The organism is Bradyrhizobium sp. BRP23 (genome assembly GCF_020194135.1).
Lineage (GTDB): Bacteria > Pseudomonadota > Alphaproteobacteria > Rhizobiales > Xanthobacteraceae > Bradyrhizobium > Bradyrhizobium yuanmingense.
Genome location: NZ_JADYVW010000012.1, coordinates 92,592 through 116,967 on the forward strand (window position 1 = coordinate 92,592; position 24,376 = coordinate 116,967).

Sequence of the window (24,376 nt, forward strand, 5' to 3'; positions counted from 1 at the left end):
CGCGCTTGTATCGCGCCGGTTGTGCGGCGCCCGCCGCAAACGCCGCGCCGCATCACGAATCATCGGTTAATGCGAGGCGCCGGCGGTCTTCTTGCCGCCGCCATGGCGCAGCCGTCCGACCACGCCGGTCGGGAAGAAATAGACGCTGGCGATGAATAGCAGCCCGAGCCACAGCAGCCAGCGGTCGGGATGCAACAGCCCCGGCAGCAACGGCAGCCCGGCTTCGCCCGCCGCCTTGGAGGCGACGCCCATCAGCGACTGCAGATAATTCTGGGCAAGGATGAAGATGGTGGCGCCGATGATCGCGCCGTAGATCGTGCCCATGCCGCCGATCACCACCATCAGCAGGATGTCGAGCATGATGGAGAAACTCAGCGAGGTGTCGGGACCGGCATAGCGCAGCCACAGCGCATTCAGGATGCCGGCGCTGGCCGCGACGAGGGCGGCGAGGCAGTTGGCGTAGGTGAGGTGGAACACGGTGCGGAAGCCGAGCGCCTCGGCCCGGAAACGATTTTCGCGGATCGCCTGGAGCACGCGCCCGAACGGCGAGTTCACGACGCGCAGCAGCGCGAGGATCATCAGGGCCGAGATCGCGAACACCAGGTAGAAGGTCAGGATGCGGCCGTTGATCTCGAAGCCGAACAGGTTCTTGGAGATCAGCACCGTGCCGGGGCGCAGCAGCTCCGGCAGCTGGAAGCTGCGCCCGTCCTCACCACCGGTCAGCCAGGACAGCTGCGAGGCCAGCACCTGGAAGGCCGAGGCGACCGCAAGCGTGATCATGGCGAAGAAGATCGCAGCGACCCGCAGCGAGAACAGCCCGATCGCGAGCGCAAGCAGGGCTGCGAGCGGCAGGCCGGCGACGATGCCGGTGGCGACCGCGGCCCAGTTCGGACCCATGCCGTACAGCGCGATCGCGATCGCGTAGCTGCCGATGCCGTAGAACATGGTGTGGGCGAACGACACCGACCCGGTATAGCCGAGCAGGAGATCGTAGGAGGCGACGAGGGCTGCGAAGATGCAGATCTTGGCCGCAACGTTCAGTGCCTTGGCGCCCGGGAACAGGAATGGCGTTGCCGCCAGCGCCAGGATGATGACGACGAGAACGAGCGTCAGGACGCGGCTGCGCGGCGGATCGCCTGAGAGGATCATCATCGGCTGGTCACCGCATAGAGGCCGCGCGGCCGCCACATCAGAATGGCGACCATCAGCAGGATGTTGGAGACGAGGGCGAGCTTCGGCACCAGGAAGCCGCCGTAATTGGCGACCATGGCGACGAGGATGGCGCCGATGAAGCAGCCGCCGATCGATCCCAACCCGCCGATGATGACGACGATGAAGATCAGGACGGTGAGGTCGTCACTCATGGAGGCGTGCACCTGCTCGCGGTAAAGCGCCCACATCACGCCGCCGAGGCCGGCCAGCGCCGATCCGGTCATGAACACGCCGAGGAACAGGCGGCGGATGCGGTAGCCGAGCGCCTCCACCATCTCGCGGTTCTCGACGCCGGCGCGGATCAGGAGGCCGAGCTTGGTGCGGTTGAGCACGAGCTGGATCGCGATGAAGACGGAAAGCCCGATCAGCATCGCCAGCACGCGGTACTTGGCGATCGCGACGTCGCCGATGATGAAGGAGCCGCGGAGCGAGGCCGGCAGAGGCATCGGGATGATCTGCGGCCCCCACAGCGCATAGAGCGTCTGCTCGGCGACGATCAGGCCGCCGGTGGTCATCAGGATCTGCTTCAGGTGCTGGCCGTAGACGGGGAGGATCAGCACGCGCTCGACGACGAGGCCGAGCGCACCCGACACCGCCATTGAGAGCAGCGCGGCTGGCCCCAGCACCGCGAGGTTCATCCAGAGCGAATCGGCCTGGATGGACGCCGCGAACGGCGCCAGCACCAGGGTCGCGACATAGGCGCCGACGGCGATGAAGGCGCCGTGGCCGAAATTGAGCACGTCCATCAGGCCGAACACCAGCGTTAGCCCTGAGGCCATGATGAAGATCATCATGCCCATGGCGAGGCTCGCGACGGTCAGCGTCAGCCAGGACGAGGTCGATCCGATCAGCGGGATCATCAGCAGCGCGAGCGCGAGCGGCAGCAGGATCGGCGCGAGATCGCGTTTCGGCTTCGGCAGCGGATCGGTTGCGGCAAGGTCTGTCACTGATGCGCCTCCAGGCTCAGGCCGAGCAGCCGCTCCTGCAGCGGCACGTCGGCGGCGAGTGCCGCCATCTCGCCGCGATGAACGATGGTGCCGTTGTCCATCACCAGCACGTTGTCGCCGAGCTCGCGGGCGGCAAAGAAATTCTGCTCGACCATCAGGATCGTGGCGCCCTTGCGCTTGATCTCCTTCAGGCACTCGATCAGCGCCATCACGATGGCGGGCGCGAGGCCCTTGGTCGGCTCGTCGATCAGGAGCAGCTTGCGCGGCTCGACGATCGCGCGCGCAATCGACAGCATCTGCTTCTGCCCGCCCGACAGGCTTCCCGCGCGCGACAGCCAGAAGCGGCGCAGCGCCGGGAAGAAGCCGAAGATCCAATCCAGCTGCTTGTCGTCGAGCGGCGCGTCGCGCGCCGCCAGCACCAGGTTCTCCTTCACCGTGAGATCGGAGAACACTGCCATGCTCTCCGGCACGTAGCCGACGCCGAGCCGCGCGATGTCGGGCGTCGCAAGGCTCTCGATGCGCTGGCCTGCCAGGGTGATCTCGCCTTTCGAGGCCTGCCACAGCCCCATGATGGTGCGCAGCGTCGTGGTCTTGCCGGCGCCGTTGCGGCCGAGCAGCATCGTGACCTGTCCTTCCGGCACCGTGAGATCGATGCCCTGCAGGATGTGATAGCGCCCGATATGGGTGTGCACGCCGGAAAGCTTGAGGAGATCGCTCATGCTGCGCTCCCTGCAGCGTTCTTGGGCGCGACGCCGAGATAGGCTTCCTGCACGATCGGCGAGGCGATCACCTCCGCAGGTACGCCGTCCGCCACCAGCTGCCCGTTATGCAGCACGATGATGCGGTCGGCGAGCGAGCGCACCACATCCATCTTGTGCTCGACCAGGAGGATGATCTTGCTCTTGTCCTGCTTGAGCTGCGCGATCAGGTTCAGGACGATCGGCACCTCGTCGATGCTCATGCCGGCGGTCGGTTCGTCGAACATGAAGACTTTTGGCTCGAGCGCGATCATCAGCGCCACCTCGAGCTTGCGCTGGTCGCCATGCGACAGCGCGGTCGCAGTGACGCCGCGGCGATTGCCGAGCGCGACCTGGTCGAGAATGGCGTCGGCGCGCGCGATCAGGTCGCGGCGCACCATCCAGGGCCGCAGCATGTCGTAATGCGTGCCCGCTGCCGCCTGCACTGCGAGGCGGACATTCTCTTCCACTGAGAGGTTCGGGAAGAGATTGGTGAGCTGGAAAGCACGTCCGAGACCCGCACGGGTGCGCATTGGTGCGGAATGCTCGGTGATGTCGGCGCCGTCGAACAGGATGCTGCCGCCGGATGCCCGCAGCTGGCCCGAGATCAGATTGAAATAGGTGGTCTTGCCGGCGCCGTTCGGCCCGACGATGGCGGTCAGCTCGCCCGGGCGAAACGTGCAGGAGACATTGTTGACCGCGACATGGCCGCCGAAGCGGATGGTGAGGTCGCGGGTTTCGAGGGTGAGCGGCATGGAGAGTCTGGCAAATGATGAAACGAGATAGATCCGCAGGTCACGCTGCGCTCCCTCCCCCGCTTGCGGGGGAGGGTCGGGGAGAGGGCTGTCTCCGCAGGCGAGAACCCCCAAGAGGAAGGAGTCCTCTCCCGGCCTCTCCGCATCCGCCTTCGCCAAGGCTTCGGCGGACAAGAGCGGGAGAGGTGAAGCAAGAAAGCTTACCGCTTGTTCTTGATCGGAACGTTCATGTCCTCGATCTTCAGCTCGCGCACCGGCTCGAGCACGGCCCAGGCGACGTTCGGATCGACCTTGACCTTGAAGTGATACATGCTCTGCAGCGCCTGATGGTCCTCTTTCCGGAACACCATCTTGCCCTTGGGCGTGTCGAACTCCAGGCCCTCCATCGCGCTGATCAGCTTCTCGGTGTCGGTCGACTTCGCCTTGGTGACGGCAGCGACGACGGACATCGCAGCCGCAAAGCCGCCCGCGGTGAAGAAGTCCGGCGGCGCGTTGAAGCGCTTCTGATGCTCGGCGACGAGCCAGTCGTTCACCGGGTTCTTCGGGATCTCATAGAAGTAGTAGGTCGCGCCTTCCATGCCGGGCAGACCCTTGTAAGCGGCGAGCGCCGGCAGGATGTTGCCGCCGGTGGAGAGCTCGATGCCGTAGCGCTTCGGGTCCATGTCCTGGAGCTTGGCCAGCGGATTGCCGGCGCCGGCCCAGATCACCCAGATCACCTTGCGGCCCGGCTTGTCCTTCAGCGCGTCGAACAGGCGCTGGCCGACCGCGGTGAAGTCGGTGGTCGAGGTCGGGGCATATTCTTCCGCCGCGAGCGTCGCGCCGGTCTTGGCGAGCGCTTCCTTGAACGCGGCGACCCCGTCGCGGCCGAAGGCGTAGTCCTGCGCCAGCGTCGCAACGGTAACGCCCTGCTTGCCGATCGCGACCGCGTTGGAGATCGCGTCCTGCGAGGAGTTGCGCGCCGTGCGAAAGATGTAGCGATTCCATTTCTCGCCGGTAATCTGGTCCGCGACCGCGGGCTCGACGATCAGGATCTTCTTGTTCTCCTCGGCGACGGGAAGAATGGCGAGCGCCGCGGCCGACGAGGTCGTGCCGATCGCGATATCGACCTTGTCATCCTGATAGGCCTCCGAGAGCGCGGCCTTGGCGAGGTCCGGCTTGCCCTGGTCGTCCTTGGTGATGATGACGATCTTGCGGCCGTCGAGCGTCATGCTGCCCTTGGTGGCGTATTCGAATCCCATCTTCAGGCCGGTCTCGGTCTGCTTGGCGTAGGCCTCGAGCGGACCGGTCTTGCCGTAGATCAGCGCGATCTTGAGATCGTCGGCGAGCGCGGAGGTGCCCGCGCCGAGCGCGAGGATGGTTGTTGTTATGATGAGTGATCGACGCACGATGGTCCCTCCTGATGTAAAGTTTCTGCCAACAGCGATTTGCACAACGTCACGAACATTGCAATTGATCCTTCCGGCGGCGTGCGCCGGAGCGAGAGCATGCATCATTTTTGAGCCTGGCTCGCATTGCGCGCCGCGCCGGCCTCGACCTGGCGCCAGTCCGACTGCGCTTCCTCCGCGCTCTCGAAGATGTGCGGCGCGACGCCGCGCTTCTCCAGGGCTTCGCCGAGCTTGATGCGCAGGAAACCCGACGTGGTGTAGCGCGACACGCCGGAATAGAAGCGGTCGACGAGGCTGCGCACCATGGCCGAATAATCGTCCATCAGTTCCGGCAGGATAGAAAAATTGTCATAATTGACGATGGCGTAGACGCGGCGTCCGAGCGGCGCCAGGCGGGCCTCGACGATGGCGGCGATGGTGTCGATCTCCGCCTTGCTGCGCAGCGGATAGCGCTCGAGATTGACGAAGAACAGGTTCTGCTGCTCGTCCAGCGTGAAGCGCTGGTCGAGCGGGATGGTGAGCAGGCGCTCGCGCAGATCCATCAGGCCGTCGCCGAAGATGCGCGCGTCCATCAGGGCGGGGTCGCGCGGGATCAGCGGCTTGAAGTCCATCAGGCGCAGGATGTCGCGCTCGATCTCGATGCCGGGCGCGACCTCGACGAGCTCGAGCCCGTCCTCCCGGAGCTCGAACACGCAGCGCTCGGTGACGTAAAGGGTGCGTTGCTTGCGTGCGGCGGCAAACGGGCCGCTGAAGGTGACGTGCTCGACATTCTCGACGAATTTGCGCGACGTGGCCTCGTCCAGGATGACGAGCTTGCCGTCCTTTACCGCGATGCGTTGCTTGCCCGCACCGAACGTGCCGACGAAGATCACTTCCTTGGCGTTCTGGCTGATGTTGATGAAGCCGCCAGCGCCTGCGAGCTTCGGCCCGAACTTGCTGACATTGAGGTTGCCGGTGCGGTCGACTTGGGCAAGCCCAAGGAAGGCGGCGTCCAAACCGCCGCCGTCGTAGAAGTCGAACTGGTAGGGCTGGTCGATCACCGCCTGCGTGTTGATCGCCGCGCCGAAATCGATGCCGCTCGCCGGGATGCCGCCGATCACGCCCGGCTCCGCCGTCAGCGTGATGAGGTCGATGATCCGCTCTTCATTGGCGACCGAGGCGATCCCCTCGGGCATGCCGATGCCGAGATTGACCACGCTGTTGGCCTTCAGCTCCAGCGCCGCGCGCCGGGCGATGATCTTGCGCTCGCTGATCGGCATCACCGGCAGCGAGGCGGCGCGGACCCGGATCTCGCTCGAGAAGGCCGGATTGTATTGCGTGCCGAAAGTCTGCCAGTGGTTCTCGGGCCTCGACACCACGACACAGTCGACGAGGATCCCGGGAATCCTCACTTGACGCGGATTGAGGCTGCCGGCCTCGGCGACGCGCTCGACCTGGGCGATGACGATGCCGCCGGAATTATGCGCCGCCATGGCGATGGCAAGCGCCTCCAGCGTCAGGGCCTCCTTCTCCATGGTGAGATTGCCGTCGGGATCGCCGGTGGTGGCGCGGATGATCCCGACATCGATCGGGAAGGTCTTGTAGAGCAGGCAGTCCTCGCCGCGCAGCGTGATCAGCTCCACCAGGTCCTCGGTGGTGCGTGCGTTCAGCTTGCCGCCGCCGTGCCGGGGGTCGACGAAGGTGCCCATGCCGACACGGGTGATGTGGCCGGGCCGGTGCGCGGCGATGTCGCGGAACAGGTGCGTGATGACGCCCTGCGGCAGGTTGTAGGCCTCGATCTGGTTCGCAATCGCGAGCTGCTGCAGTTTCGGCGCAAGGCCCCAATGCCCGCCGATCACGCGCCGCACCAGGCCTTCATGTCCGAAATGATTGAGGCCGCGCTGCTTGCCGTCGCCCTGCCCGGCCGCGTAGACCAGCGTTAGATTGCGCGGCTTGCCTTGCGTATAGGGCGCATCGCCCTCATGGGACAGATAGAGCTCCTCCAGTGCGATGGCGATCTCCTCGGCAAAGCCGATGCCGACGAAGCCGCCGGTCGCCACCGTGTCGCCGTCGCGGATCAGCATGACGGCTTCATTCGCCGAGACGACCTTGCCCTTCTCGGAGTTGCGCAAGTAAGGCAGAGCTGGATGATGGCTCACGGCGTTCCTCCCGCTCCCTGGACCGTAGGCCTTGTTGTGCTTGATCTTATCGCGAAGCGCTGCCCCGGAACAGGTTGCTCCTCGCGAAGGAAAGACGGCAAAGCGGAGAGCAAGGTCCGCGCCAGATCCCGCAGCTTCGCGCAAAACCGCTGAAATCTGCGGCAATTGCCTGCAATCTGTCCCGGAAGAGCAGCCGGGTGCGGTGTCCGGAATCCGAGACTCCGGACAGTCCGGTGTCTCGAAACTCAGACGGGCGCCGATCCCGAGGCGAGGCCGAATTTCGCGAGCTTCTTGTAGAAGGTCGCGCGCGAGATCCGCAGCATCCGGGCGGCCTCGGTGATCTGGCCGTTGCTGGCGGCGAGCGCCTGTTCGAGCGTCTGCTTCTCGAACTCGGCCTCGGCTTCGGCATAGGGTACCACCAATCCGGCCGGGCGCTCGGCCGGTGCAAGCCTGACCTCGGTGCCGATGGGGAGGATGCGGGCGACATCCTCGCCGGTCAGCCGCCCGGAATCGCTGAGGATCAGCGCGCGCTCGAGGATGTTGCGGAGCTCGCGGACATTGCCCGGCCAATCGTAACGGGCGAGCGCAGCGAGCGCGCTCGGCGTGATCTTCGCCTTGACGTAGTCGCCCGACGCGCTGATGTCGTCGAGCAGCCGGGCGCAGATATCGGGGAGATCGTCGAGGCAGTGGCGGAGCGGCGGCAGGTCGACTGAAAGCACGTTGAGCCGGTAGTAGAGATCGGCGCGAAATGCGCCGTCGCTGACACGCTTGCGCAGGTCCACATTGGTCGCGGCGATGACGCGGACGTCGACCCTGGTGATCTTGTCCGAGCCGAGCGGCTCGATCTCGCGCTCCTGGAGCACGCGCAGCAGCTTGGCCTGCAATTGCAGCGGCATCTCGCCGATCTCGTCGAGGAACAGCGTGCCGCCGTCGGCAATGCGGAACTTGCCCTCGCGTCCCCGTCGGTCGGCGCCGGTATAGGCGCCCGGCGCAGTGCCGAAGAACTCCGACTCGATCAGCGTCTCGGGGATCGCGGCGACGTTGACGCTGACGAACGGCTTGTCGGCGCGCGAGGAGGCGTTGTGGATCGCCTGCGCCAGCATCTCCTTGCCCGTGCCGGTTTCGCCGGTGAGCAGGACGGTGACGCTCTGCCGCGCGGCGCGGCTGGCGATCTCCTTGGCGCGCGCGATCGCCGGCGTCGTGCCGACGAAATCGGCAAAGGTGAAGCGCGCCCCGCGGGCGTTGGACAATTGCCGCCGCGCCAGCCGCAGATCGCTCTCGAGCTGGGCGACGCGGGCGAGCAGGGGCTTCAGGCTTTCGAGATGATCATAGAGCACGAAGCCGATCGCGCCGATCACCGTCCCGTTCTCGTCCTCGATCGGCATGCGAGTGACGACGAGCTGCTCGCCGCCGAGCTCCATGATGTCGAGCAGGATCGGCTCGCCGGTCTCGGCCACCTTCCGCATCAGGCTGTTCGGGATGACCTCCTCGATCGACCGGCCGATCGCCTCGCTGGCATGGTCGAGACCGAGCGCGGCAAGATATTTCTCGTTGACGTAGACGACGCGCCCGCCGCGATCGATCGCAATCGCGCCCTCGCAGAGCTTCTCCAGCCGCTCGAACAGCGTCTCCATCGCGCGCGCGCGGAGATAGGCGGGATCGTTGATCGAGGAGGCGGCGGCAGGCATGAGATACCTCGGGGAGGTCCGCCCGTGTATTAGCAAAAGTGTAGCGATTTCAAAGGGAGAAATGGCGCCAAAGGAGGAATGGGCGCTGAACCCAGCTCAGCAATCGCTGTCGTCCCGGGGCGCGCAAAGCGCGAGCCCGGGACCCATAATCACAGGACGCAGTGCTGCGCGACGCTCCCACCCCCAGTCTTCGCTAAATTGCTCCCTTTGGGTATGGGTCCCGGGCTCGCTTCGCGCCCCGGGACGACAGCGGTATGTGTCGCGCCGCCCCTACCGCCGGTACCCGCTCGCCCGCGAATAGCCCTGGCGGTTCTGTTGCGCCGGGCGGCTTGCCACGCTGACCCGCGCATCGCTCGAGGCGGGCGTTGCGAGCTTCAGCTCCTCCAGGAAGATCGGCCGGGAGAAATAATAGCCCTGCGCGTAGCGGATCTTGGTCGCCGCCTGCAGATAGGCCAGCTCCTCGTAGGTTTCGAGGCCTTCGGCGATCACCGTCATGCCGAGCGCCTCGCTCAAGGATTCGATCGCGCGCAGGATACCCTGGCTGCGCGGACGATTATGAATGTCGGTGATGAAGGAGCGGTCGATCTTGATCTCGTCGGCGGTGATGTCGGCCAGCGCCGAGAGCGAGGAATAGCCGGTGCCGAAATCGTCGATGGAGACGCCGACGCCGAGCTTGCGGAACATCGGCAGGATCTCGTCCTGAAAATGATTCTTGGCGACGAAAGCATCTTCCGTCACCTCGATCATGAACCGCTGCGGAAAGCCGGTCTCCTCCAGCGCCTGCGCAAAGCTGCGCATGAATTCGGGATTGCCGGCCTGCTTGGCGGCAACGTTGATGCTGATGGTCGCTTCCGGGCCGAACGTGTCGTTGATCAGGTCGATCGACTTGACGATCTCGGCGAGCACGAGATGGGTCAGCTCGTCGATCAGGCCGAGCTCGCCGGCAAGATTGATGAACGAGCCGGGCGCCTGGATCACGCCTTCGTCGTCGCGCAGGCGCACCAAGGCCTCGATGCCCTTCACGGCCTGCGTGCGGATGTCGACCTTGGACTGGAAGGCGCAGCAGAAGCGCTTTTCCAGGATGGCGAGCCGCAGCGACTGCTCGACCTTCATCCGCGCCTGCGCCTCGCGCTCCATGCTGGCATCGAAGAAGGCGGCCAGTCCCTTGCCATTGTTCTTGATGCGGTACATCGCGATGTCCGCGTTCTGCCGCAGCGTTTCGAAGCTGCGTCCATGGTCGGGATAGAGGCTGATGCCGACTGAGGTCGAGGCGAACACTTCCGAATGGTCGATGAAGAACGGCGCGGTCAGCCGCTCCAGCGTCGATTGCATGAATTCGGCGACTTCCTCCTGGCTCTGGACCGGTGACAGCAGCAGCAGGAATTCGTCGCCCGAGATGCGCGAGAGTATGTCGGAATCGCGCAAGTCCCGTCCGAGCCGCTTCGCCAGCTCGACCAGCAGCGCGTCGCCCACGGCGTGGCCGTAATAGTCGTTGATGTGCTTGAAATTGTCGACGTCGAGGAAGGCCAACGCAAAGCGTTCGCCGCCGTCGTCGCGCGCGAGCAGGGCATTGGCGCGGTGCTCGATCACGCGGCGCGAGGGCAGCCCGGTCAGCTCGTCGAAATAGGCCGAGCGGAACAGCTGGTCCTCGAAATTCTTCTGCTCGGTGATGTCGGAGGATGCCGAGATCAGCAGCTCGCGTCCGTCGAGACGAACGGGGCGATGGGTCGTGAGCAGCACCTTTCGCGCGGCGCCGACGTGAAGCGCTTCCTCGGTCACGACGGGCTGCCCGTCGCTCAGGGCCTGGCGGCAGGCCTCGCGCCGCGGCGTCAGATCGGGTGAAGGACGGCTGCCGTCCAGGCCGAGCTGCGCGGCGGCGGCATCGTTGACCAGCAGCAACTCGCCATGCGCGTCCTGCACGGTGAGGCCGGCCGGCAGCATTCTAACGATTTCCTTGAGAAAACCGAGCTCGGCTTCAGTCGCGCCGGAATATTGATTGTCGTTCATAGAAGTCATGAATCTTGTTGTTTCAGCGCGCCTTTGCAATGAGCGCGATCTTCCGCGGTTCCCTCTTAAGTTTGGTTAAGGGGTCAGGAGAAATACGGGGGTGTTTTGGAGAAAACTTGCGACGATCCGACGCGCGCTGGCGATCGTCATTAACGGAGCGTCAACGCGCTCGGCGAAACAGCGAAGTATCCGCGTGGGAGCGATTTCGCCTGCGGCCATCCTTCGAGACGCCCGCCGTGGGCGGGCCCTCAGGATGAGGGCCGGAGTGCGCTGCGCGATATCACCCGAGCACCGATGCCGCTTAGCCTCATCCTGAAGAGACCGCGAAGCGGTCGTCTCGAAGGACGAGGCGCTTGCTCAGGTCGCGCAAGTGCCACACGCGATTGCGCCACCGCGCGGGCAGCAAGGAGCACACCTTACATGTTGCGACGTCTACTCGCTTCGTGGAATTCGGCACTGCATGATGCAATGCAGCCCGGTTTTCAGATACGAGATCTCAGTTTTGCCGTCGAAAGCCGACAGTGCCGACTTCAAGAGCTTGGTGCCGAAGCCGGGCTCCGAAACCTTGTCCACGCTCGGTCCTTCGGTTTCGTCCCAGGTGATCGTCAGGCGGTCGTCGGTGATGGTCCATGACACCTGCAACAGACCGCGCGGTGAGGAGAATGCGCCGTACTTGCCTGCATTGGTGGCAAGCTCGTGAAACATCAATGACAGCGTGACCGCGAGCTTGGGCGGCAGGAACAGCCGCTCGCCGTTGAGCGTGAAGCGGACATGGCCGTAAGGCCCGAGCTCGGAGATCAGAAGGTCGCGGATGTCGCAGCCGGCTTTGTCGATCCGCGAGATCAAATCATCGGTTGCGGCCAGCGAGCGCAGCCGCGGATCGACCCGGGCCCAGACCTGCGGCTGGTCGTGCAACACCTGGTGCACCACGGCATGCACCGTCGACAGCTTGTTCTTCAGCCGATGCTGGAGCTCCTCGACCAGCAGCTTGCGATAATCTTCTTCCTCGATCAGGCGTCTGGAAATTCGGCGCTGCTCGGCCAGCATGGTGCGATAGTGCTCGACACCCCAGATGGTGATCGCGCACACGGTCCAGTAAAGCGCCAGCAGGACAAACCGCGCGCGATCGGCAAACGCATCGCCGAAATTCAGCGCGACGCCGAGCACGCCGCCGACGAGCGCCGTCACGATGCCGATCCGGAATCCGCCCAGGGCCGCAGCAAAGAAGACGGCCGGGAAGTACGGCGTGAAATAGATGTCGGGACGAACCTGAGCGAGGCCCCAGCGGACCAGGGTTGCAGCCAACAGGCAGACCACCGCAAAGCCGATGCTCAGAGCGAGCGAGGGCGGCGCCGCACCCTGCCAGCCCTTGCGGAACTCCTCGATCAGCTTCCTCATGCACTGCCTGGTTGCGATAGGCGTTCGACGGTCGAGCGGCCCGTGAGGATGTTACGCATGCCGCCCATACAAGCATAGCTTGCCTTGTCGGAAGCGGGCAGGAATAGTGACCGCTGCGGCGACGGCGGCGGCCGGCATTCGCCATTTGGCATCAAATCACTCGAAAACAGGAACATTCCATGGGCAGGCTGGACGGCAAGGTTGCGGTGATCACGGGGGCGACGAGCGGCATCGGATTGCGCACTGCGGAAGTCTTCGTTGCCGAAGGTGCCAAAATTGTGATCGCAGGCCGGCGCGTACCGGAAGGCGAGGCGCTGGCGCAGCAGCTCGGGGAAAGCTGCGTCTTCCGTCAGACCGACGTCACCGTCGAAGCGCAGATGCAGGCGCTGATCGCGCTCGCGGTCGACAAGTTCGGCAGGGTCGATTGCCTGTTCAACAATGCCGGCGGGCCGGCGCAGACCGGCGGCATCGAAGGCCTCGAGGTCGAGCGGTTCGATGCGGCGATGGCGACGCTGGTGCGCAGTGTCATGCTCGGCATGAAGCACGCCGCACCCTACATGAAGAAGCAGGGCGGCGGCAGCATCATCAACAATGGCAGCATTGCCGGCCGCCTCGCCGGCTTCTCGTCGTCGATGGTCTATGGCGCGGCCAAGGCGGCGGTGATCCATCTCACCAAATGCGTGGCGATGGAGCTCGGCGAATCCAATGTTCGCGTCAATTCGATCTCGCCCGGTGCGATCGCGACCGGCATCTTCGGCAAGGCGCTGGGGCTCTCGACCGATGCCGCCGAGAAGACGCCGGCGGTGATGCGCGAAGTCTACAAGACCGCGCAGCCGATCCCCCGCGCGGGTCTTCCTGAAGATATCGCCCAGGCCGCAGTGTTCCTGGCCAGCGACGAATCCAGCTTCATCAACGGCCACGACCTCGTCGTCGACGGCGCCATGACCGGCGGCCGCAACTGGAGTCAACAGCAGCAGGGCTATGTGGCCCTGCGCAAGGCGTTCGATCAGGGGGCGTAGCAGCTCCGGCGATGGTGCCGTAGGGTGGGCAAAGGCGCGCCCTTCGCGCGCCGTGCCCACCATCGATGTGTGCACCCGGAGAAACGTGGTGGGCACGCTTCGCTTTGCCCACCCTACGAGATCGGCGTCTAAACCGCCTTCACCGTCACCCGCAGCCCGTCCCGCGGCTTCGGGATCGGCCACATCTGCCAGTCGGGCTTGTAGCCTGGCGCGAGCGACACTTCGATATTCTCCAGGAAATGCCGCGCGAAACATTTCGCCTGCATGTAGGCGAAGTGCAGGCCTAGGCACATATGCGCGCCGCCGCCGAACGGCACGAAGGCGAAACGGTGACGGCCACGCTGTGCGTCCTCGGTGAAGCGCATGGGATCGAAACGGTCCGGCTCCGGCCAGATCTCCTTCATGTGGTGGGTATAGAGCGGGTTGATGCCGATCGCCGTGCCGGCGGGAATCGCAAAACCCTTGAAGCTGAAATCGCGCATCGCGCGGCGCGGCATCGACGGCACCGGCGGCTTGAGCCGCAGCGCTTCCTTGAACGCCATCTCGGTCAGCGGCATCTTCTCGAGATCGTCGAAGCTGGTCGGCGCGCCGGAGGCGAGGCCGAGCGCGAGCACCTCCGCGCGCAGCCGGTCCTGCCAGTCCGGATTGGCGGCGAGCTCGCCGATGAAGGAGGTCAGCGACGAGGTCAGCGTGTCGTGCGCGGCCATCATTAGGAAGCTCATATGGTCGATGATGTCCTGGTCCGACAGCAGCGCGCCGTCCTCGTGCGTGGCGCGGCAGAGCTGCGAGAACAGATCGTCGCCACCGTGATTGCCGCGCCGCAGCGGAATCTGCTCGCGGAAATAGGCGATGATGCGCTTGCGCCCCTTGACCCCTCGCGCCATCTGGGTGCCGGGCAGGGGGCGGCGGATCGGGGTGACGGCGGCGGCCACCATGTCGACGAAGGCGCGGTTGATCTCATCGACCTCGGGCCCGATATCGGCGCCGAGGAACGAGGCCGCGGCGAGATCCAGCGTAAGCTGTTTCATCGCCGGATAAAGCTGCATCTCGCCCGGCTTCGCCTTCCACTGCGCGACGCGCGCGGAAATGCCCCGGTCGAGATCGCCGAGATAGGACTTCATCGGCCCGGACTTGAACGCGACCGAGAGCGCCTTGCGATGCAGGCGATGCTCCTCGAAATCGAGCAGCATCAATCCGCGCGGAAACAACAGCCCCAGCACCTTGTCCCAGCCATGGGTCGAGGAGAACAGCTTCTGCTGGTCGAACAGGACAAGCTCGTTGGCCTCGGGCCCGAGCAGCACGACGTTGGTCTCGCCGAAAAAGTGCGTGCGGTAGACCAGACCGTATTTGGCGCCGTTCGCCTCGATATGGCCCTTGGGATCGGCGAGCACCTGAAAGGTCTTGCCGATGATCGGCCAGCCTTCGTCACCGGGAATGTGGGTCAGCTCGTTGCGCCTGGGCGGAGTGAACGGAAGCGCAGGGGCGGCCACATTCTGCATCGACATGACGATTGCTCCGGTTCGCTGGCCCCGCAAACATAGCACGATCCGGCCGCGATGAGCTGCGGTCGTCTTGCGCACAAAATCGTCACTCCCACCGCCGTCGTCCCCGCAGAGGCGGGACCCATAACCACAGGGAGGAGTTTTGGTGCGGAGGCTGGTAGCTCCGAGTCTTCGTAAATCCGCATCCTGTGGTTATGGGTCCTCAGATGCGCAATTGCGCATCATAGCTCGCGCTGCGCGCGCCCCGGGACGACGAGTGGAGTGCCTACCGCTTCGCCGCTTCCTTCTGCAGATCCGGCGCGTTGACGGCGGGAATGGCGACGCGGCCGGGGCCGGTCACCTTCAGAGCCTCGGCGGCCTTCTCATTCTCCATGATCTTGGCCATTACGGCTTGGCCCGCACGCTCGAAGATCGCGCGGTTCTCGATCACGAATTTCTGCGACCTGCGCAGCCCGTCGATATAGCCGTTGATCTCCGGCACGACGTAGCGCGCCACCATGTCCCAGCTGCGCCGGGTGGCTTCCGGATTGGCCCAGTCGTGAACGAAGCCGATGACGGCGCCGACGCCGCCGGAGACCTGCATCACGTTCTTGATGGTCTTGACGAGATCGTCGGGCGTGCCGATGGTGGACGCCGCCCCCTCGACGAAGGCGGTCTTGTCGACGGCCTCGTCGGGCGAGGAGAACGCGGTGAGGCCCGGCCGCTGCAGCGTGCCGACATTATATTCGTTGTGCCAGCGCATCAGCCCGGCGCCGGCCTCGCGACGGGCTTGTTCACGCGTTTCCGCGATGTGCCAGGTCAAGAGCACGCGCCAGTCGGCGCGACGCACCGTGGTTCCGTGCTTTTTGGCGGCATCCTCGGCGAACTGCCATTGCTGCTGCAGCGACATCAGGCCCTGCGTCGTCATCGAGCCCAGCGAGATGATGCCGATGCCGTATTTGCCGGCGAGCGTCATGCCGGAGGGCGAGATCTGCGAGGCCACCACGAACGGCATCTCCTCCTGCAAGGGCAGGATCTGCAGCGCGGCGTCGTTCATCGTGAACCAGTCGCTTTTGGCGGTGACGCGCTCGCCGTTGAAGAGGCGGCGGATGATGCCGATCGCCTCGTCCTGGCGGTCGCGCTGCGTCATCGGATCGATGCCGAGCGTGTGCGCGTCGGAGGCGAGCGCGCCTGGTCCGGAGCCGAAAATGGCGCGGCCGCCGGTCATGTGGTCGAGCTGCACCATGCGCTGGGCAACGTTGAAGGGATGGTGATAGGGCAGCGACACCACGCCGGTGCCGAGCTTGATCCTCTTGGTGCGCTCGCCGGCCGCAGCCAGAAACATCTCGGGCGAGGCGATCATCTCCCAGCCCGAGGAGTGATGCTCGCCGCACCAGAACTCGTCATAGCCGAGCGCATCCAGCTGCTCGACCAGGTCGAGATCGCGCCGGAACTGCAGCATCGGATGCTCCCCGATCGGGTGATGCGGGGCAAGAAAGGCTCCGAACTTCAGGCGCGCCATGGCGGTCTCTCCGGCTGAATTTTCTGTTTGTTGGTCGTGTCAGGCTACGTGCCTGACGGCACGAACGCAATCACGCGATGTCCCGCGCGGTGGAATGCAGGCATGCGCGGTGGCAAGCGAGACGTTGCGTAGTCCTCGCCCGCTTCGCGCTTCATCACGATAACGACACGCAGCGCGACTGGGCGGGTCCCTTCATTCGCGTTCGACACCTCCGCGAAGCCTCACAATCAGCGCGCGCAGAATTCCTCGCCTCGCTCTTGTCATTTGTGACATTCGTCATGATGGGCGCCGCATTTCCGGCGCGGATACGCCGCGCATCGGCACGAGATTGCGGACGTTGCGGTTAATACGTGCGGATTCTTGCAGATTTTCAGCCAATTTCCCGAGATTGACAGCGCACGGTCTTTTTATTTTGCGCCGCAGCAACTATCTGGTTGGGCTGGACGTTGAGCGTCGCCCACCAGGAACTTGCCGTGTCGTTAGCCAGAAACATCGACCTCTTGAGACGTCTGCCCCGGCTGGACGGACTGCGCTTCGCCGAGCCCGGCCGCGGTGCAGATGGATCGAGCCCGCTGCAGGAGGTCACTGGCTTCGGCGACAATCCCGGCGCCTTGCGCATGTTCGCGTTCGTGCCGGCGCAATTGCAGCGGCCGCGCGCGCTCGTCGTCGTGCTGCATGGCTGCGGGCAGACGGCGGCCGCTTACGATCTCGGCGCGGGCTGGTCGACGCTCGCGCAACATTACGGCTTTGCGCTATTGATGCCCGAGCAGCAGCGCATCAACAATGCCAACACCTGCTTCAACTGGTTCAATCCGGAGGACACCGCGCGGGACAGCGGCGAGCCGGGTTCGATCCGCGCGATGATCGCGCATATGGTGAAGACGCATCGCATCGATCCCAGGCGCGTCTTCATCACCGGCCTGTCGGCCGGCGGCGGCATGACCTCGGTGATGCTCGCGACCTATCCGGAAGTCTTCGCGGCCGGCGCGATCATTGCCGGGCTGCCTTACGGCATCGCCTCGAACTTGCGCGAGGCGCTCGACGGCATGTTTCATTCCCCGGCGCGCCCTTCGCGCGAGCTCGGCGATCTCGTGCGCAGCGCCTCCGATCATCGCGGGCCCTGGCCGAGGGTCTCGGTGTGGCACGGCAGCGCCGACCGCACCGTCAATCCCGGCAATGCCAACGAGATCGTCAAGCAGTGGCTCGACCTGCATGGCCTGCCCGAACTGCCGATGGCCGAGACCAATGTCGACGGCTATCCGCGCCAGGCCTGGTGGGACAAGGACGGCGAGACGCTGGTCGAGTCCTATGCCATCACCGACATGGCGCACGGCACGCCGCTGGGGCTCGCCGACAACGATCAGCGCTACGGCATCGAAGGCGCCTTCCTGATCGAGGCCGGCATCTCCTCGTCCTACCACATCGCAAAGTTCTTCGGCCTCACCGGCTGGATTGCGGACGCCGCGACGACGAAGGCGGAAGCCAAATCCACGACGAAGCCCGCCACGAAGCCTGGCGCGAAACCGGCACTGTCGCCGGCACCACATCTCGCCCGCTCGATCCGCACCGCGGTCGCCGCGGAGCCGGCCGAGCCGCAGGGCGAGAAGGTGCGCGGCTTCGACCTCGGCCAGATCATCACGCGCGCGCTCACGGCCGCGGGATTGATGAAGTAGCCTCGCTGTCGTCCCGGACAAGCGCGCCTGAAGCGCGTGCCGATCCGGGACCCATAGCCACAGGACAAAGTTGGGCACGAAGAGGTGACTCCGAGTCCCCGTAACCACATCTCCCTGTGGTTATGGATCCCGGATCTGCGCTTGCGCTTGTCCGGGATGACAGCGGAGTTTGTAGCGGCGGCTTCAATTCAGCTCCGCGAAAAGCTACCCCGTCTGATCGATCACCTCGACCGGTGTCACGCTGATCTCGCCGCCCGCGACCTTCCGCGTCACCTCCTGGTAGTGCTTGAAGAAGTCGCGCGATTGCAGCGTTTTCTGCGCAGCATCGTCGGCGACGCTGGCGAAGTGGAGATAGCTGCCGTCGTCGCGATGCTTCAGGCAACGATAGCCGATCCTCCCCTTCAGCTCCGCATCGGCGTCGATCGCCCTGATGAAGCGGCCGATCTCGCGGTGCCACTCCTCCGTCGTGCCGTTCTTGAACGCGTATCTGATCATGAAGTGCTTCATGTGACGCTCCCTGCTCGTCTTGTGCGTCATCATCTGCGCGCTTGATACGATCCCGCAAGTATGGACAAAATTGATAGTATGGACTTTTTCGCCGTTGCTCCTATCCTCATCGCATAGCGTTTTCGAGCGAAGTGGATACCGGTTCGCGTAAAGAAAACGCGTCAAAACAAGAATCTTCCACATGGAGGAAACGACATGGCGAAGACGTCTCCCGCGCGCACCTGTCCGGTTGCGGCGTTTCAGAAGATGATCAGCGGCAAATACAAGCTGCGCATCGTCTGGGACCTCAAGGACGGCCCGCGCCGCTACGGCGAGATCAGAAGCGGCTTGCTGCGCGGCGCATCAGGCAGCGCCGAGATCACCCCGCGCGTGCTCAGCCGCGAATTGAAGGCGTTGACGATGAGCGGCCTGATCGACCGCAAGGATTTCGGCGAGGTGCCGCCGAAGGTCGAGTACCGCCTGACGCGCAAGGGCAAGAGCTTCGTCCCCGTCGTTGCCGCAATCCGCGAGTGGGGCGAGCGCAATCTCGGTGAGGCGACGGCACTCGCGGACGCCGCTGAATAAGCCTACATCTCGCCGGTGATGAACGGATTGGTCATCCGTTCCTGGCCGATGCTCGAGCCGGCGCCGTGGCCGCAGATGAAGCCGACATCGTCGCCGAGCGGCAGCAATTTCGTCTTGATCGAACTGATCAGCGTGGCGTGACTGCCGCCGGGCAGGTCGGTGCGTCCGACCGAGCCGGCGAACAGGACGTCGCCGACATGGGCAAACCGCAGATCCTTGTTGAAGAACACCACGCTGCCGGGCGAATGACCCGGACAATGCAGGATATCGAACTGCAAGCCGCCGATCGACACGCTGTCGCCCTCGTCGAGCCAGCGGTCGGGCGTGAAATCGCGTCCTCCCGTCATGCCGAAGCGCGCGCCGCTCGCCACGACGTTGTCGAGCAGGAACTTGTCCGCGACATGCGGTCCCTCGATCGGCACCGTCAGCGCATCGCGCAGCTCGGCCGCGCCGCCGACATGGTCGATATGGCCGTGGGTCAGCCAGATCTTCTCCACCGTGACGCCGGTCTGCTTGATCGCATCCAGGATCTTCGGCACGTCGCCGCCGGGATCGATCACCACGGCCTTCTTGGAAGGCTCGTCCCAGATGATGGTGCAGTTCTGCTCGAACAGCGTCACGGGAACGATGATCGCGCCCGCCTTGGCTTGCCGGGATTCTCGCCGGAATTCTTGAGTGTCGTTTTGCTCGGTCATGGCCTCACAATGCCGATTTTTGCCGGGCCGCCAAGCAAAAGATTCGGGCCCGCGCCAGGGAACAACCGTCACACGGCCGTCCCAATTGGCCTGCCATTTTGAACCGGGGCGTTGCTGTCGCGTTCTCCCGCGCAAGGCGTCAGATTTGGGTGGTCTTCGGCATGGCTCACGACAACGAGAATTGGTGGCGCGACGGCATCTTCTATCAGATCTATCCGCGCTCGTTTCAGGACTCGGACGGTGACGGCGTCGGCGATCTCGCCGGCATCCTCAAGAGGCTGCCTTACGTCAAATCGCTCGGCGTCGATGCGATCTGGCTGTCGCCGATCTTTCCCTCGCCGATGGCCGATTTCGGCTACGACATCTCGGACTATGTCGGCATCGAGCCGCTGTTCGGCACGATGGCCGATTTCGACGCGTTGCTCGCGGCCGCCCACGACAATGGCCTGAAGCTGATCCTCGATCTCGTGCCGAACCACACCTCCGACCTGCATCCCTGGTTCACCGAGAGCCGGTCCTCGCGCGACAATCCCAAGCGCGACTGGTACATCTGGCGCGATCCTGCGCCAGGCGGCGGCGTTCCGAACAATTGGTTGTCCGAGTTCGGCGGCAGCGCGTGGGCTTTCGACGAGACCACGGGACAATATTACTACCACGCCTTCCTCGCCCAGCAGCCGGATCTCAACTGGCGCAATCCGGACGTCCGCAAAGCGATCTACGACGTGATGCGGTTCTGGCTCGACAAGGGCGTCGACGGCTTTCGCGTCGACGTGATCTGGCACCTGATCAAGGACGCCGAATTCCGCGACAATCCGGCCAACCCGCACTACGTCGAGGGCCGTCCGCCGAACGAAAAAATCCTCACGCAATATTCCACCGACCAGCCGGAGGTGCATGACGTTATCGCCGAGATGCGGCGCGTCACCGATTCCTATGGCGCGCGCGTCTTGATCGGCGAGATCTATCTGCCGCTGCACCGGCTCATGGCCTATTACGGCAACGATCTCACCGGCGCGCAGATGCCGTTCAACTTCGCGCTGCTCTCGACCTTCTGGAGCGCCCGCTCGATCGAAAAGATCATCGAGGATTACGAAAAGGCATTGCCGCGCGGCGCCTGGCCCAACTGGGTGCTCGGCAATCACGATCGTCCGCGCGTCGCGAGCCGCGTCGGGCCCGAGCAGGCCCGCGTCGCGGCGATGCTGCTGCTGACGCTGCGCGGCACGCCGACGCTTTACTACGGCGACGAGATCGGCATGCACCAGCTCGCGATCGCGCCGGAGGACGTGCGCGATCCCTTCGAGAAGAACGTCCCCGGCATCGGTGTCGGCCGCGACGGCTGCCGCACGCCGATGCAATGGGATTCCTCGAACTTCGCAGGTTTTTCGCAAGCAAGGCCCTGGCTGCCGCTGCCGGAGGACCACATCCGCGAGAATGTCGCCAATCTCGAAGCCGACCCGCGTTCGATCCTCAACCTCTACAAGCGCCTGATCGGCTTGCGGAAGAGCTGCCCTCCGCTGGTCACGGGCGATTATCATCCGATCGCCGCGCAAGGCGATCTGCTGATCTATCGCCGCGCGGCCGGCGGCAAGGCCGTGATCGTCGCGCTCAATCTCGGCCCCGATCCGGTCGCGGTGACCAGCAGCGCGATCCGTTTCGGCAGCAGCATCTTGCTGTCGACGTTCCTGGATCGCGAAGGTGAGGAGATCGAAGGCGTGCTGGACCTGCGCGGCAACGAGGGCGTGGTGGTGGCGTCACCCACCTAACTGTCGTCCCGGGGCGGGACGAAGTCGCGAGCTATGATGCGCAATTGCGCATCTGAGGACCCATAACCACAGGAAGAAGTTTTGCGACGACTCGGAGTTGCCCGCTTTGCCCCACACGTCTCCCTGTGGTTATGGATTCCGGGCTCGCGCTGCGCGCGTCCCGGAATGACGGGCGGGATGGAATCGGCTATTCTCCCGCCATGGACAACATCGCCCGCATCACACTCGTGCCGCCGCCGGATCGTCGCCAGTCGGAGACGGCGCTGGCGATCGCGCGCGGCACCGCGCGTCTGTTGCGCTCGCTCGGCTTCTCCTGCATCAGCGAATTGCCGCTGCCGTCGGGCCGGCGCGCCGATCTCGTCGCGCTGAACGAGCGCGGCGAGATCTGGATCGTCGAGATCAAGTCGTCGATCGAGGATTTGCGCGCCGATCAGAAATGGCACGAATACCGCGCCCATTGCGACCGGCTGTTCTTCGCCTTCACGCAGGATCTGCCGTGCGAGATCTTCCCCGATGACACCGGCCTGATCGTCGCCGACGCCTACGGCGCGCACCTGCATTGCGAGGCACCCGAGCACAAGCTCGCCGCCGCCACACGCAAGCAGATGACGGTACGTTTCGCGATGACGGCGGCCTTGCGGATCAACCGCCTGGTCGATCCGCAGGGCCATGCGGATTTCTGGGAGTAGGCTGACTTCGTAGCCCGGATGGAGCGCAGCGCAATCCGGGACAATTGCAGCCCGTCGCGCCAATCCCGGATTACGCTGCGCTCCATCCGGGCTACGCAGTGTCGTAGGGTGGGCAAAGCGAAGCGTGCCCACCAATTAAAATTAATCAGGATCGAAATAGAGAACGTGGACACGGCGCAAGGGCGCCTTTGCCCACCCTACGAGACCGCTACCTCGGCGCGCGCTTCGCCAGGATCCGCTGCAAGGTACGCCGGTGCATGTTGAGCCGGCGCGCCGTTTCCGAGACGTTGCGGTTGCACATCTCGTAGATGCGTTGGATGTGCTCCCAGCGGACGCGGTCGGCCGACATCGGGTTGGCCGGCAGCTCGGATTTGTCCGTGTTGGTCGACAGCAGTGCGGCGACGACGTCGTCGGCATCCGCGGGCTTGGAGAGATAATCGATCGCGCCCATCTTCACCGCGGTCACCGCAGTGGCGATGTTGCCGTAGCCGGTCAGCACGATCGCGCGCGCATCCGGCCGCTTCTTCTTGAGCGCCGAGACCACGTCGAGGCCGTTGCCGTCGCCGAGCCGCAGATCCACCACCGCGAACGCCGGCGCCGATTTGCCGATCTGCGCAAGCCCGTCCGAGACCGTGTCGCATGATGTCACCGAAAAGCCGCGGCTCTCCATGGCCCGTGACAAACGCTCCAGAAACGGCTTGTCGTCTTCAACGATGAGCAGCGAGCGGTCGGTCTGTTCGTTCAGGTCGGCAATGGCGTTCAAGGTTGTTTCCTCTCTCCAGCGCATCGACATATGGCGTCGCAATCGCGCGGTGCCAAGGCGGCAAATGGTCGACCCGCCCCGTTGTGCGACGCAAGGTCGCGGCTATCCTATTGTTTCTTCGAGCGTCTCGATAGCCTCAAAACGCTGTCTCGGCCATGTGATCTGAACCACCGCACCATGGTCCGGAAAGATGCGGTTGGTAAACGAGACCTTCGCGCCGGTGCGCTCCAGCAAGGTGCGCGCGATGAAGACGCCGAGGCCGAGGCCGCGCCGTTCGCCGCCACCATCATCCTGGGGGGGGCGCCGCGACAGATAGGGCTCGCCGATCCGGTTGAGGATATCGGGTGGAATGCCCGGTCCGTCGTCGGAGATCACGAGCTCGATATGGTCCTGGTTCCACCAGGCGTTCACCTCGACGGTGGTGCGGGCGAAATCGACCGCATTCTCGACGATGTTGCCGATGCCGTAGAGGATGGCGGGATTGCGCGAGCCGACCGGCTCCGCCGCCGCGGCCACCGCGATCCGCACCTTGATCTCGACGCCGAAATCGCGATGCGGCGCCACCACCTCCTCGATCAGCTCCGACAGCTTCATGTGGTCGAACGGCGCGCCGGTGGGGGAAAGCTGGGTGATCTTGCTGAGGATGTCGCGGCAGCGCTGGGTCTGCTCGCGCAAGGTCTTCAGGTCGGCGGCGATGCTTGGCTCCTTCACCGTCTTTTCCAGCTCGCGCGAGATCAGGAAGATCGTCGCGAGCGGCGTGCCGAGCTCGTGTGCGGCCGCGGCGGCAAGACCGTCGAGCTGGGTCAGGTGCTGCTCGCGCGTCAGCACCAGTTCGGTTGCGGCCAGCGCGTCCGCAAGCTTGCGCGCCTCCTCGGTCACCTGGAACGAGTAGAGGCTGGTGACGCCGATCGCGAGCGCAATCGAAAGCCAGACCCCGACGAGATAGACCGGCGGCAGCACCAGGGGATCCTCGGAATCCCACGGCAGCGGAAAATGGAAGAAGAACAGGATCGACGCGCAGGCCACCGCGAGCAGGCCGAGGCCGAAGGTGAAACGGGCCGGCAGCGCCGTGGCCGAGATCAGCACGGGCGCGAGGAACAGGAACGAGAACGGGTTCTGCAGTCCGCCGGTGAAGAACAACAGACCGGCCAGCTCGACGATGTTCAGCGCGAGCAGGCCGGCCGCCTGCATCGGCTCCAGCCGCTGCATCGGATTGGCTGCGGTCTGGAGTGCGAGGTTGAGCGCCGCCGAGAGCGCGATGATGCTGACGCAGGGAATGATCTCGACGTTGAACTCCAGCCCCTGGGCCACGATGAAGATCGCGGCGAGTTGCCCCAGCACCGCCAGCCAGCGCAGCCGCAGGATCGTGTCCAGCCGGATATGCCGCTGCGCGTGATGGAAGTCGGAATCGGCAATTTTGGTCATATCGGCCA

Annotated in this window: 20 protein-coding genes; 5 read left to right on the forward strand and 15 right to left on the reverse strand. The window is 64.7% G+C overall.

Translation table 11 applies throughout. The features are described from left to right. Nucleotides 1–66: 66 nt before the first annotated feature. The 9 genes from I6F24_RS28195 to I6F24_RS28235 form a co-directional block, all read right to left on the reverse strand. Nucleotides 67–1,152 carry a branched-chain amino acid ABC transporter permease gene (locus I6F24_RS28195; protein WP_225130158.1) on the reverse strand — a complete coding sequence of 362 codons (1,086 nt, stop codon included), beginning with the start codon at nt 1,150–1,152 and terminating at the stop codon, nt 67–69. Then, a complete protein-coding gene (locus tag I6F24_RS28200) occupies nt 1,149–2,159 on the reverse strand; it encodes a branched-chain amino acid ABC transporter permease (RefSeq protein WP_036002397.1) in 1,011 nt (336 codons plus the stop codon). The genes I6F24_RS28195 and I6F24_RS28200 overlap by 4 nt, the downstream gene beginning before the upstream one ends. Then, complete coding sequence (locus I6F24_RS28205) at nt 2,156–2,878, reverse strand: ABC transporter ATP-binding protein (protein WP_109142068.1); 723 nt, start codon at nt 2,876–2,878, stop codon at nt 2,156–2,158. Before I6F24_RS28205 ends, I6F24_RS28200 begins: the two co-directional genes overlap by 4 nt. Continuing rightward, complete coding sequence (locus tag I6F24_RS28210; protein WP_225152290.1) at nt 2,875–3,651, reverse strand: ABC transporter ATP-binding protein; 777 nt, start codon at nt 3,649–3,651, stop codon at nt 2,875–2,877. The genes I6F24_RS28205 and I6F24_RS28210 overlap by 4 nt, the downstream gene beginning before the upstream one ends. 200 nt (nt 3,652–3,851) lie before the next feature. Then, nucleotides 3,852–5,036, reverse strand: coding sequence for a substrate-binding domain-containing protein (locus I6F24_RS28215; RefSeq protein WP_036002387.1), 1,185 nt, complete (start codon nt 5,034–5,036; stop codon nt 3,852–3,854). Between the two features lie 104 nt (nt 5,037–5,140). Continuing rightward, on the reverse strand, nt 5,141–7,174 hold the full coding sequence (locus I6F24_RS28220; protein ID WP_225152292.1) for an acyl CoA:acetate/3-ketoacid CoA transferase: 2,034 nt from the start codon (nt 7,172–7,174) through the stop codon (nt 5,141–5,143). A 245-nt stretch (nt 7,175–7,419) separates the two neighbouring features. Further along, complete coding sequence (locus I6F24_RS28225; protein ID WP_225152294.1) at nt 7,420–8,862, reverse strand: sigma 54-interacting transcriptional regulator; 1,443 nt, start codon at nt 8,860–8,862, stop codon at nt 7,420–7,422. A 270-nt stretch (nt 8,863–9,132) separates the two neighbouring features. Continuing rightward, nucleotides 9,133–10,869: an EAL domain-containing protein gene (locus I6F24_RS28230; RefSeq protein WP_225152296.1), complete on the reverse strand. Its 1,737-nt coding sequence runs from the start codon at nt 10,867–10,869 to the stop codon at nt 9,133–9,135. 432 nt (nt 10,870–11,301) lie between these two features. Continuing rightward, nucleotides 11,302–12,267, reverse strand: coding sequence for an HWE histidine kinase domain-containing protein (locus I6F24_RS28235; RefSeq protein WP_057025911.1), 966 nt, complete (start codon nt 12,265–12,267; stop codon nt 11,302–11,304). 179 nt (nt 12,268–12,446) lie between these two features. Here I6F24_RS28235 and I6F24_RS28240 point away from each other — a divergent pair, with 179 nt between their 5' ends. Continuing rightward, entirely contained in the window at nt 12,447–13,286 is an 840-nt protein-coding gene (locus I6F24_RS28240; RefSeq protein WP_225143049.1) for an SDR family oxidoreductase, read from the forward strand. 128 nt (nt 13,287–13,414) lie between these two features. On the opposite strand, the gene I6F24_RS28245 is transcribed toward I6F24_RS28240, so the two are convergent. Together I6F24_RS28245 and I6F24_RS28250 are read right to left on the reverse strand one after the other, a co-directional pair. Further along, the gene (locus I6F24_RS28245; protein WP_225152298.1) at nt 13,415–14,791 is read right to left on the reverse strand and encodes a cytochrome P450; all 1,377 of its coding nucleotides are present in this window, start codon (nt 14,789–14,791) and stop codon (nt 13,415–13,417) included. A gap of 262 nt (nt 14,792–15,053) precedes the next feature. Next, a complete protein-coding gene (locus I6F24_RS28250) occupies nt 15,054–16,289 on the reverse strand; it encodes an LLM class flavin-dependent oxidoreductase (RefSeq protein WP_225152300.1) in 1,236 nt (411 codons plus the stop codon). 473 nt (nt 16,290–16,762) lie between these two features. Here I6F24_RS28250 and I6F24_RS28255 point away from each other — a divergent pair, with 473 nt between their 5' ends. Then, the gene (locus I6F24_RS28255) at nt 16,763–17,962 is read left to right on the forward strand and encodes a PHB depolymerase family esterase (RefSeq protein WP_225152302.1); all 1,200 of its coding nucleotides are present in this window, start codon (nt 16,763–16,765) and stop codon (nt 17,960–17,962) included. 204 nt (nt 17,963–18,166) lie between these two features. Here the strand turns inward: I6F24_RS28255 and I6F24_RS28260 are convergent, their stop codons facing one another. Then, nucleotides 18,167–18,469 carry a hypothetical protein gene (locus tag I6F24_RS28260; RefSeq protein ID WP_225130141.1) on the reverse strand — a complete coding sequence of 101 codons (303 nt, stop codon included), beginning with the start codon at nt 18,467–18,469 and terminating at the stop codon, nt 18,167–18,169. A gap of 195 nt (nt 18,470–18,664) precedes the next feature. Between I6F24_RS28260 and I6F24_RS28265 the strand changes: the two genes are divergently transcribed. Beyond that, entirely contained in the window at nt 18,665–19,033 is a 369-nt protein-coding gene (locus tag I6F24_RS28265) for a helix-turn-helix domain-containing protein (protein ID WP_036038584.1), read from the forward strand. A gap of 2 nt (nt 19,034–19,035) precedes the next feature. On the opposite strand, the gene I6F24_RS28270 is transcribed toward I6F24_RS28265, so the two are convergent. Next, nucleotides 19,036–19,728, reverse strand: a complete 693-nt coding sequence (locus I6F24_RS28270) for an MBL fold metallo-hydrolase (RefSeq protein WP_225152305.1) — start codon at nt 19,726–19,728, stop codon at nt 19,036–19,038. A 161-nt stretch (nt 19,729–19,889) separates the two neighbouring features. Between I6F24_RS28270 and I6F24_RS28275 the strand changes: the two genes are divergently transcribed. Both I6F24_RS28275 and I6F24_RS28280 read left to right on the forward strand, forming a co-directional pair. Further along, the gene (locus I6F24_RS28275) at nt 19,890–21,491 is read left to right on the forward strand and encodes an alpha-amylase family glycosyl hydrolase (protein ID WP_036002408.1); all 1,602 of its coding nucleotides are present in this window, start codon (nt 19,890–19,892) and stop codon (nt 21,489–21,491) included. 200 nt (nt 21,492–21,691) lie between these two features. Next, a complete protein-coding gene (locus I6F24_RS28280; RefSeq protein WP_225152307.1) occupies nt 21,692–22,180 on the forward strand; it encodes an MmcB family DNA repair protein in 489 nt (162 codons plus the stop codon). 208 nt (nt 22,181–22,388) lie between these two features. Here I6F24_RS28280 and I6F24_RS28285 read toward each other — a convergent pair whose 3' ends face one another. Next, nucleotides 22,389–22,943: an ActR/PrrA/RegA family redox response regulator transcription factor gene (locus I6F24_RS28285; protein WP_036002403.1), complete on the reverse strand. Its 555-nt coding sequence runs from the start codon at nt 22,941–22,943 to the stop codon at nt 22,389–22,391. 102 nt (nt 22,944–23,045) lie between these two features. Next, complete coding sequence (locus I6F24_RS28290; RefSeq protein WP_225152309.1) at nt 23,046–24,368, reverse strand: ActS/PrrB/RegB family redox-sensitive histidine kinase; 1,323 nt, start codon at nt 24,366–24,368, stop codon at nt 23,046–23,048. Between the last annotated feature and the right edge of the window lie 8 nt (nt 24,369–24,376).

Bases quoted from the DNA above. Each gene is read 5' to 3' on its own strand.
- I6F24_RS28235 (WP_057025911.1), bottom strand. From the start codon at position 12,267: ATGAGGAAGCTGATCGAGGAGTTCCGCAAGGGCTGGCAGGGTGCGGCG.
- I6F24_RS28260 (WP_225130141.1), bottom strand. From the start codon at position 18,469: ATGAAGCACTTCATGATCAGATACGCGTTCAAGAACGGCACGACGGAG.
- I6F24_RS28205 (WP_109142068.1), bottom strand. From the start codon at position 2,878: ATGAGCGATCTCCTCAAGCTTTCCGGCGTGCACACCCATATCGGGCGC.
- I6F24_RS28210 (WP_225152290.1), bottom strand. From the start codon at position 3,651: ATGCCGCTCACCCTCGAAACCCGCGACCTCACCATCCGCTTCGGCGGC.
- I6F24_RS28195 (WP_225130158.1), bottom strand. From the start codon at position 1,152: ATGATGATCCTCTCAGGCGATCCGCCGCGCAGCCGCGTCCTGACGCTC.
- I6F24_RS28250 (WP_225152300.1), bottom strand. From the start codon at position 16,289: ATGGCGCGCCTGAAGTTCGGAGCCTTTCTTGCCCCGCATCACCCGATC.
- I6F24_RS28280 (WP_225152307.1), top strand. From the start codon at position 21,692: ATGGACAACATCGCCCGCATCACACTCGTGCCGCCGCCGGATCGTCGC.
- I6F24_RS28230 (WP_225152296.1), bottom strand. From the start codon at position 10,869: ATGAACGACAATCAATATTCCGGCGCGACTGAAGCCGAGCTCGGTTTT.
- I6F24_RS28270 (WP_225152305.1), bottom strand. From the start codon at position 19,728: ATGACCGAGCAAAACGACACTCAAGAATTCCGGCGAGAATCCCGGCAA.
- I6F24_RS28275 (WP_036002408.1), top strand. From the start codon at position 19,890: ATGGCTCACGACAACGAGAATTGGTGGCGCGACGGCATCTTCTATCAG.
- I6F24_RS28240 (WP_225143049.1), top strand. From the start codon at position 12,447: ATGGGCAGGCTGGACGGCAAGGTTGCGGTGATCACGGGGGCGACGAGC.
- I6F24_RS28245 (WP_225152298.1), bottom strand. From the start codon at position 14,791: ATGTCGATGCAGAATGTGGCCGCCCCTGCGCTTCCGTTCACTCCGCCC.
- I6F24_RS28225 (WP_225152294.1), bottom strand. From the start codon at position 8,862: ATGCCTGCCGCCGCCTCCTCGATCAACGATCCCGCCTATCTCCGCGCG.
- I6F24_RS28290 (WP_225152309.1), bottom strand. From the start codon at position 24,368: ATGACCAAAATTGCCGATTCCGACTTCCATCACGCGCAGCGGCATATC.
- I6F24_RS28265 (WP_036038584.1), top strand. From the start codon at position 18,665: ATGGCGAAGACGTCTCCCGCGCGCACCTGTCCGGTTGCGGCGTTTCAG.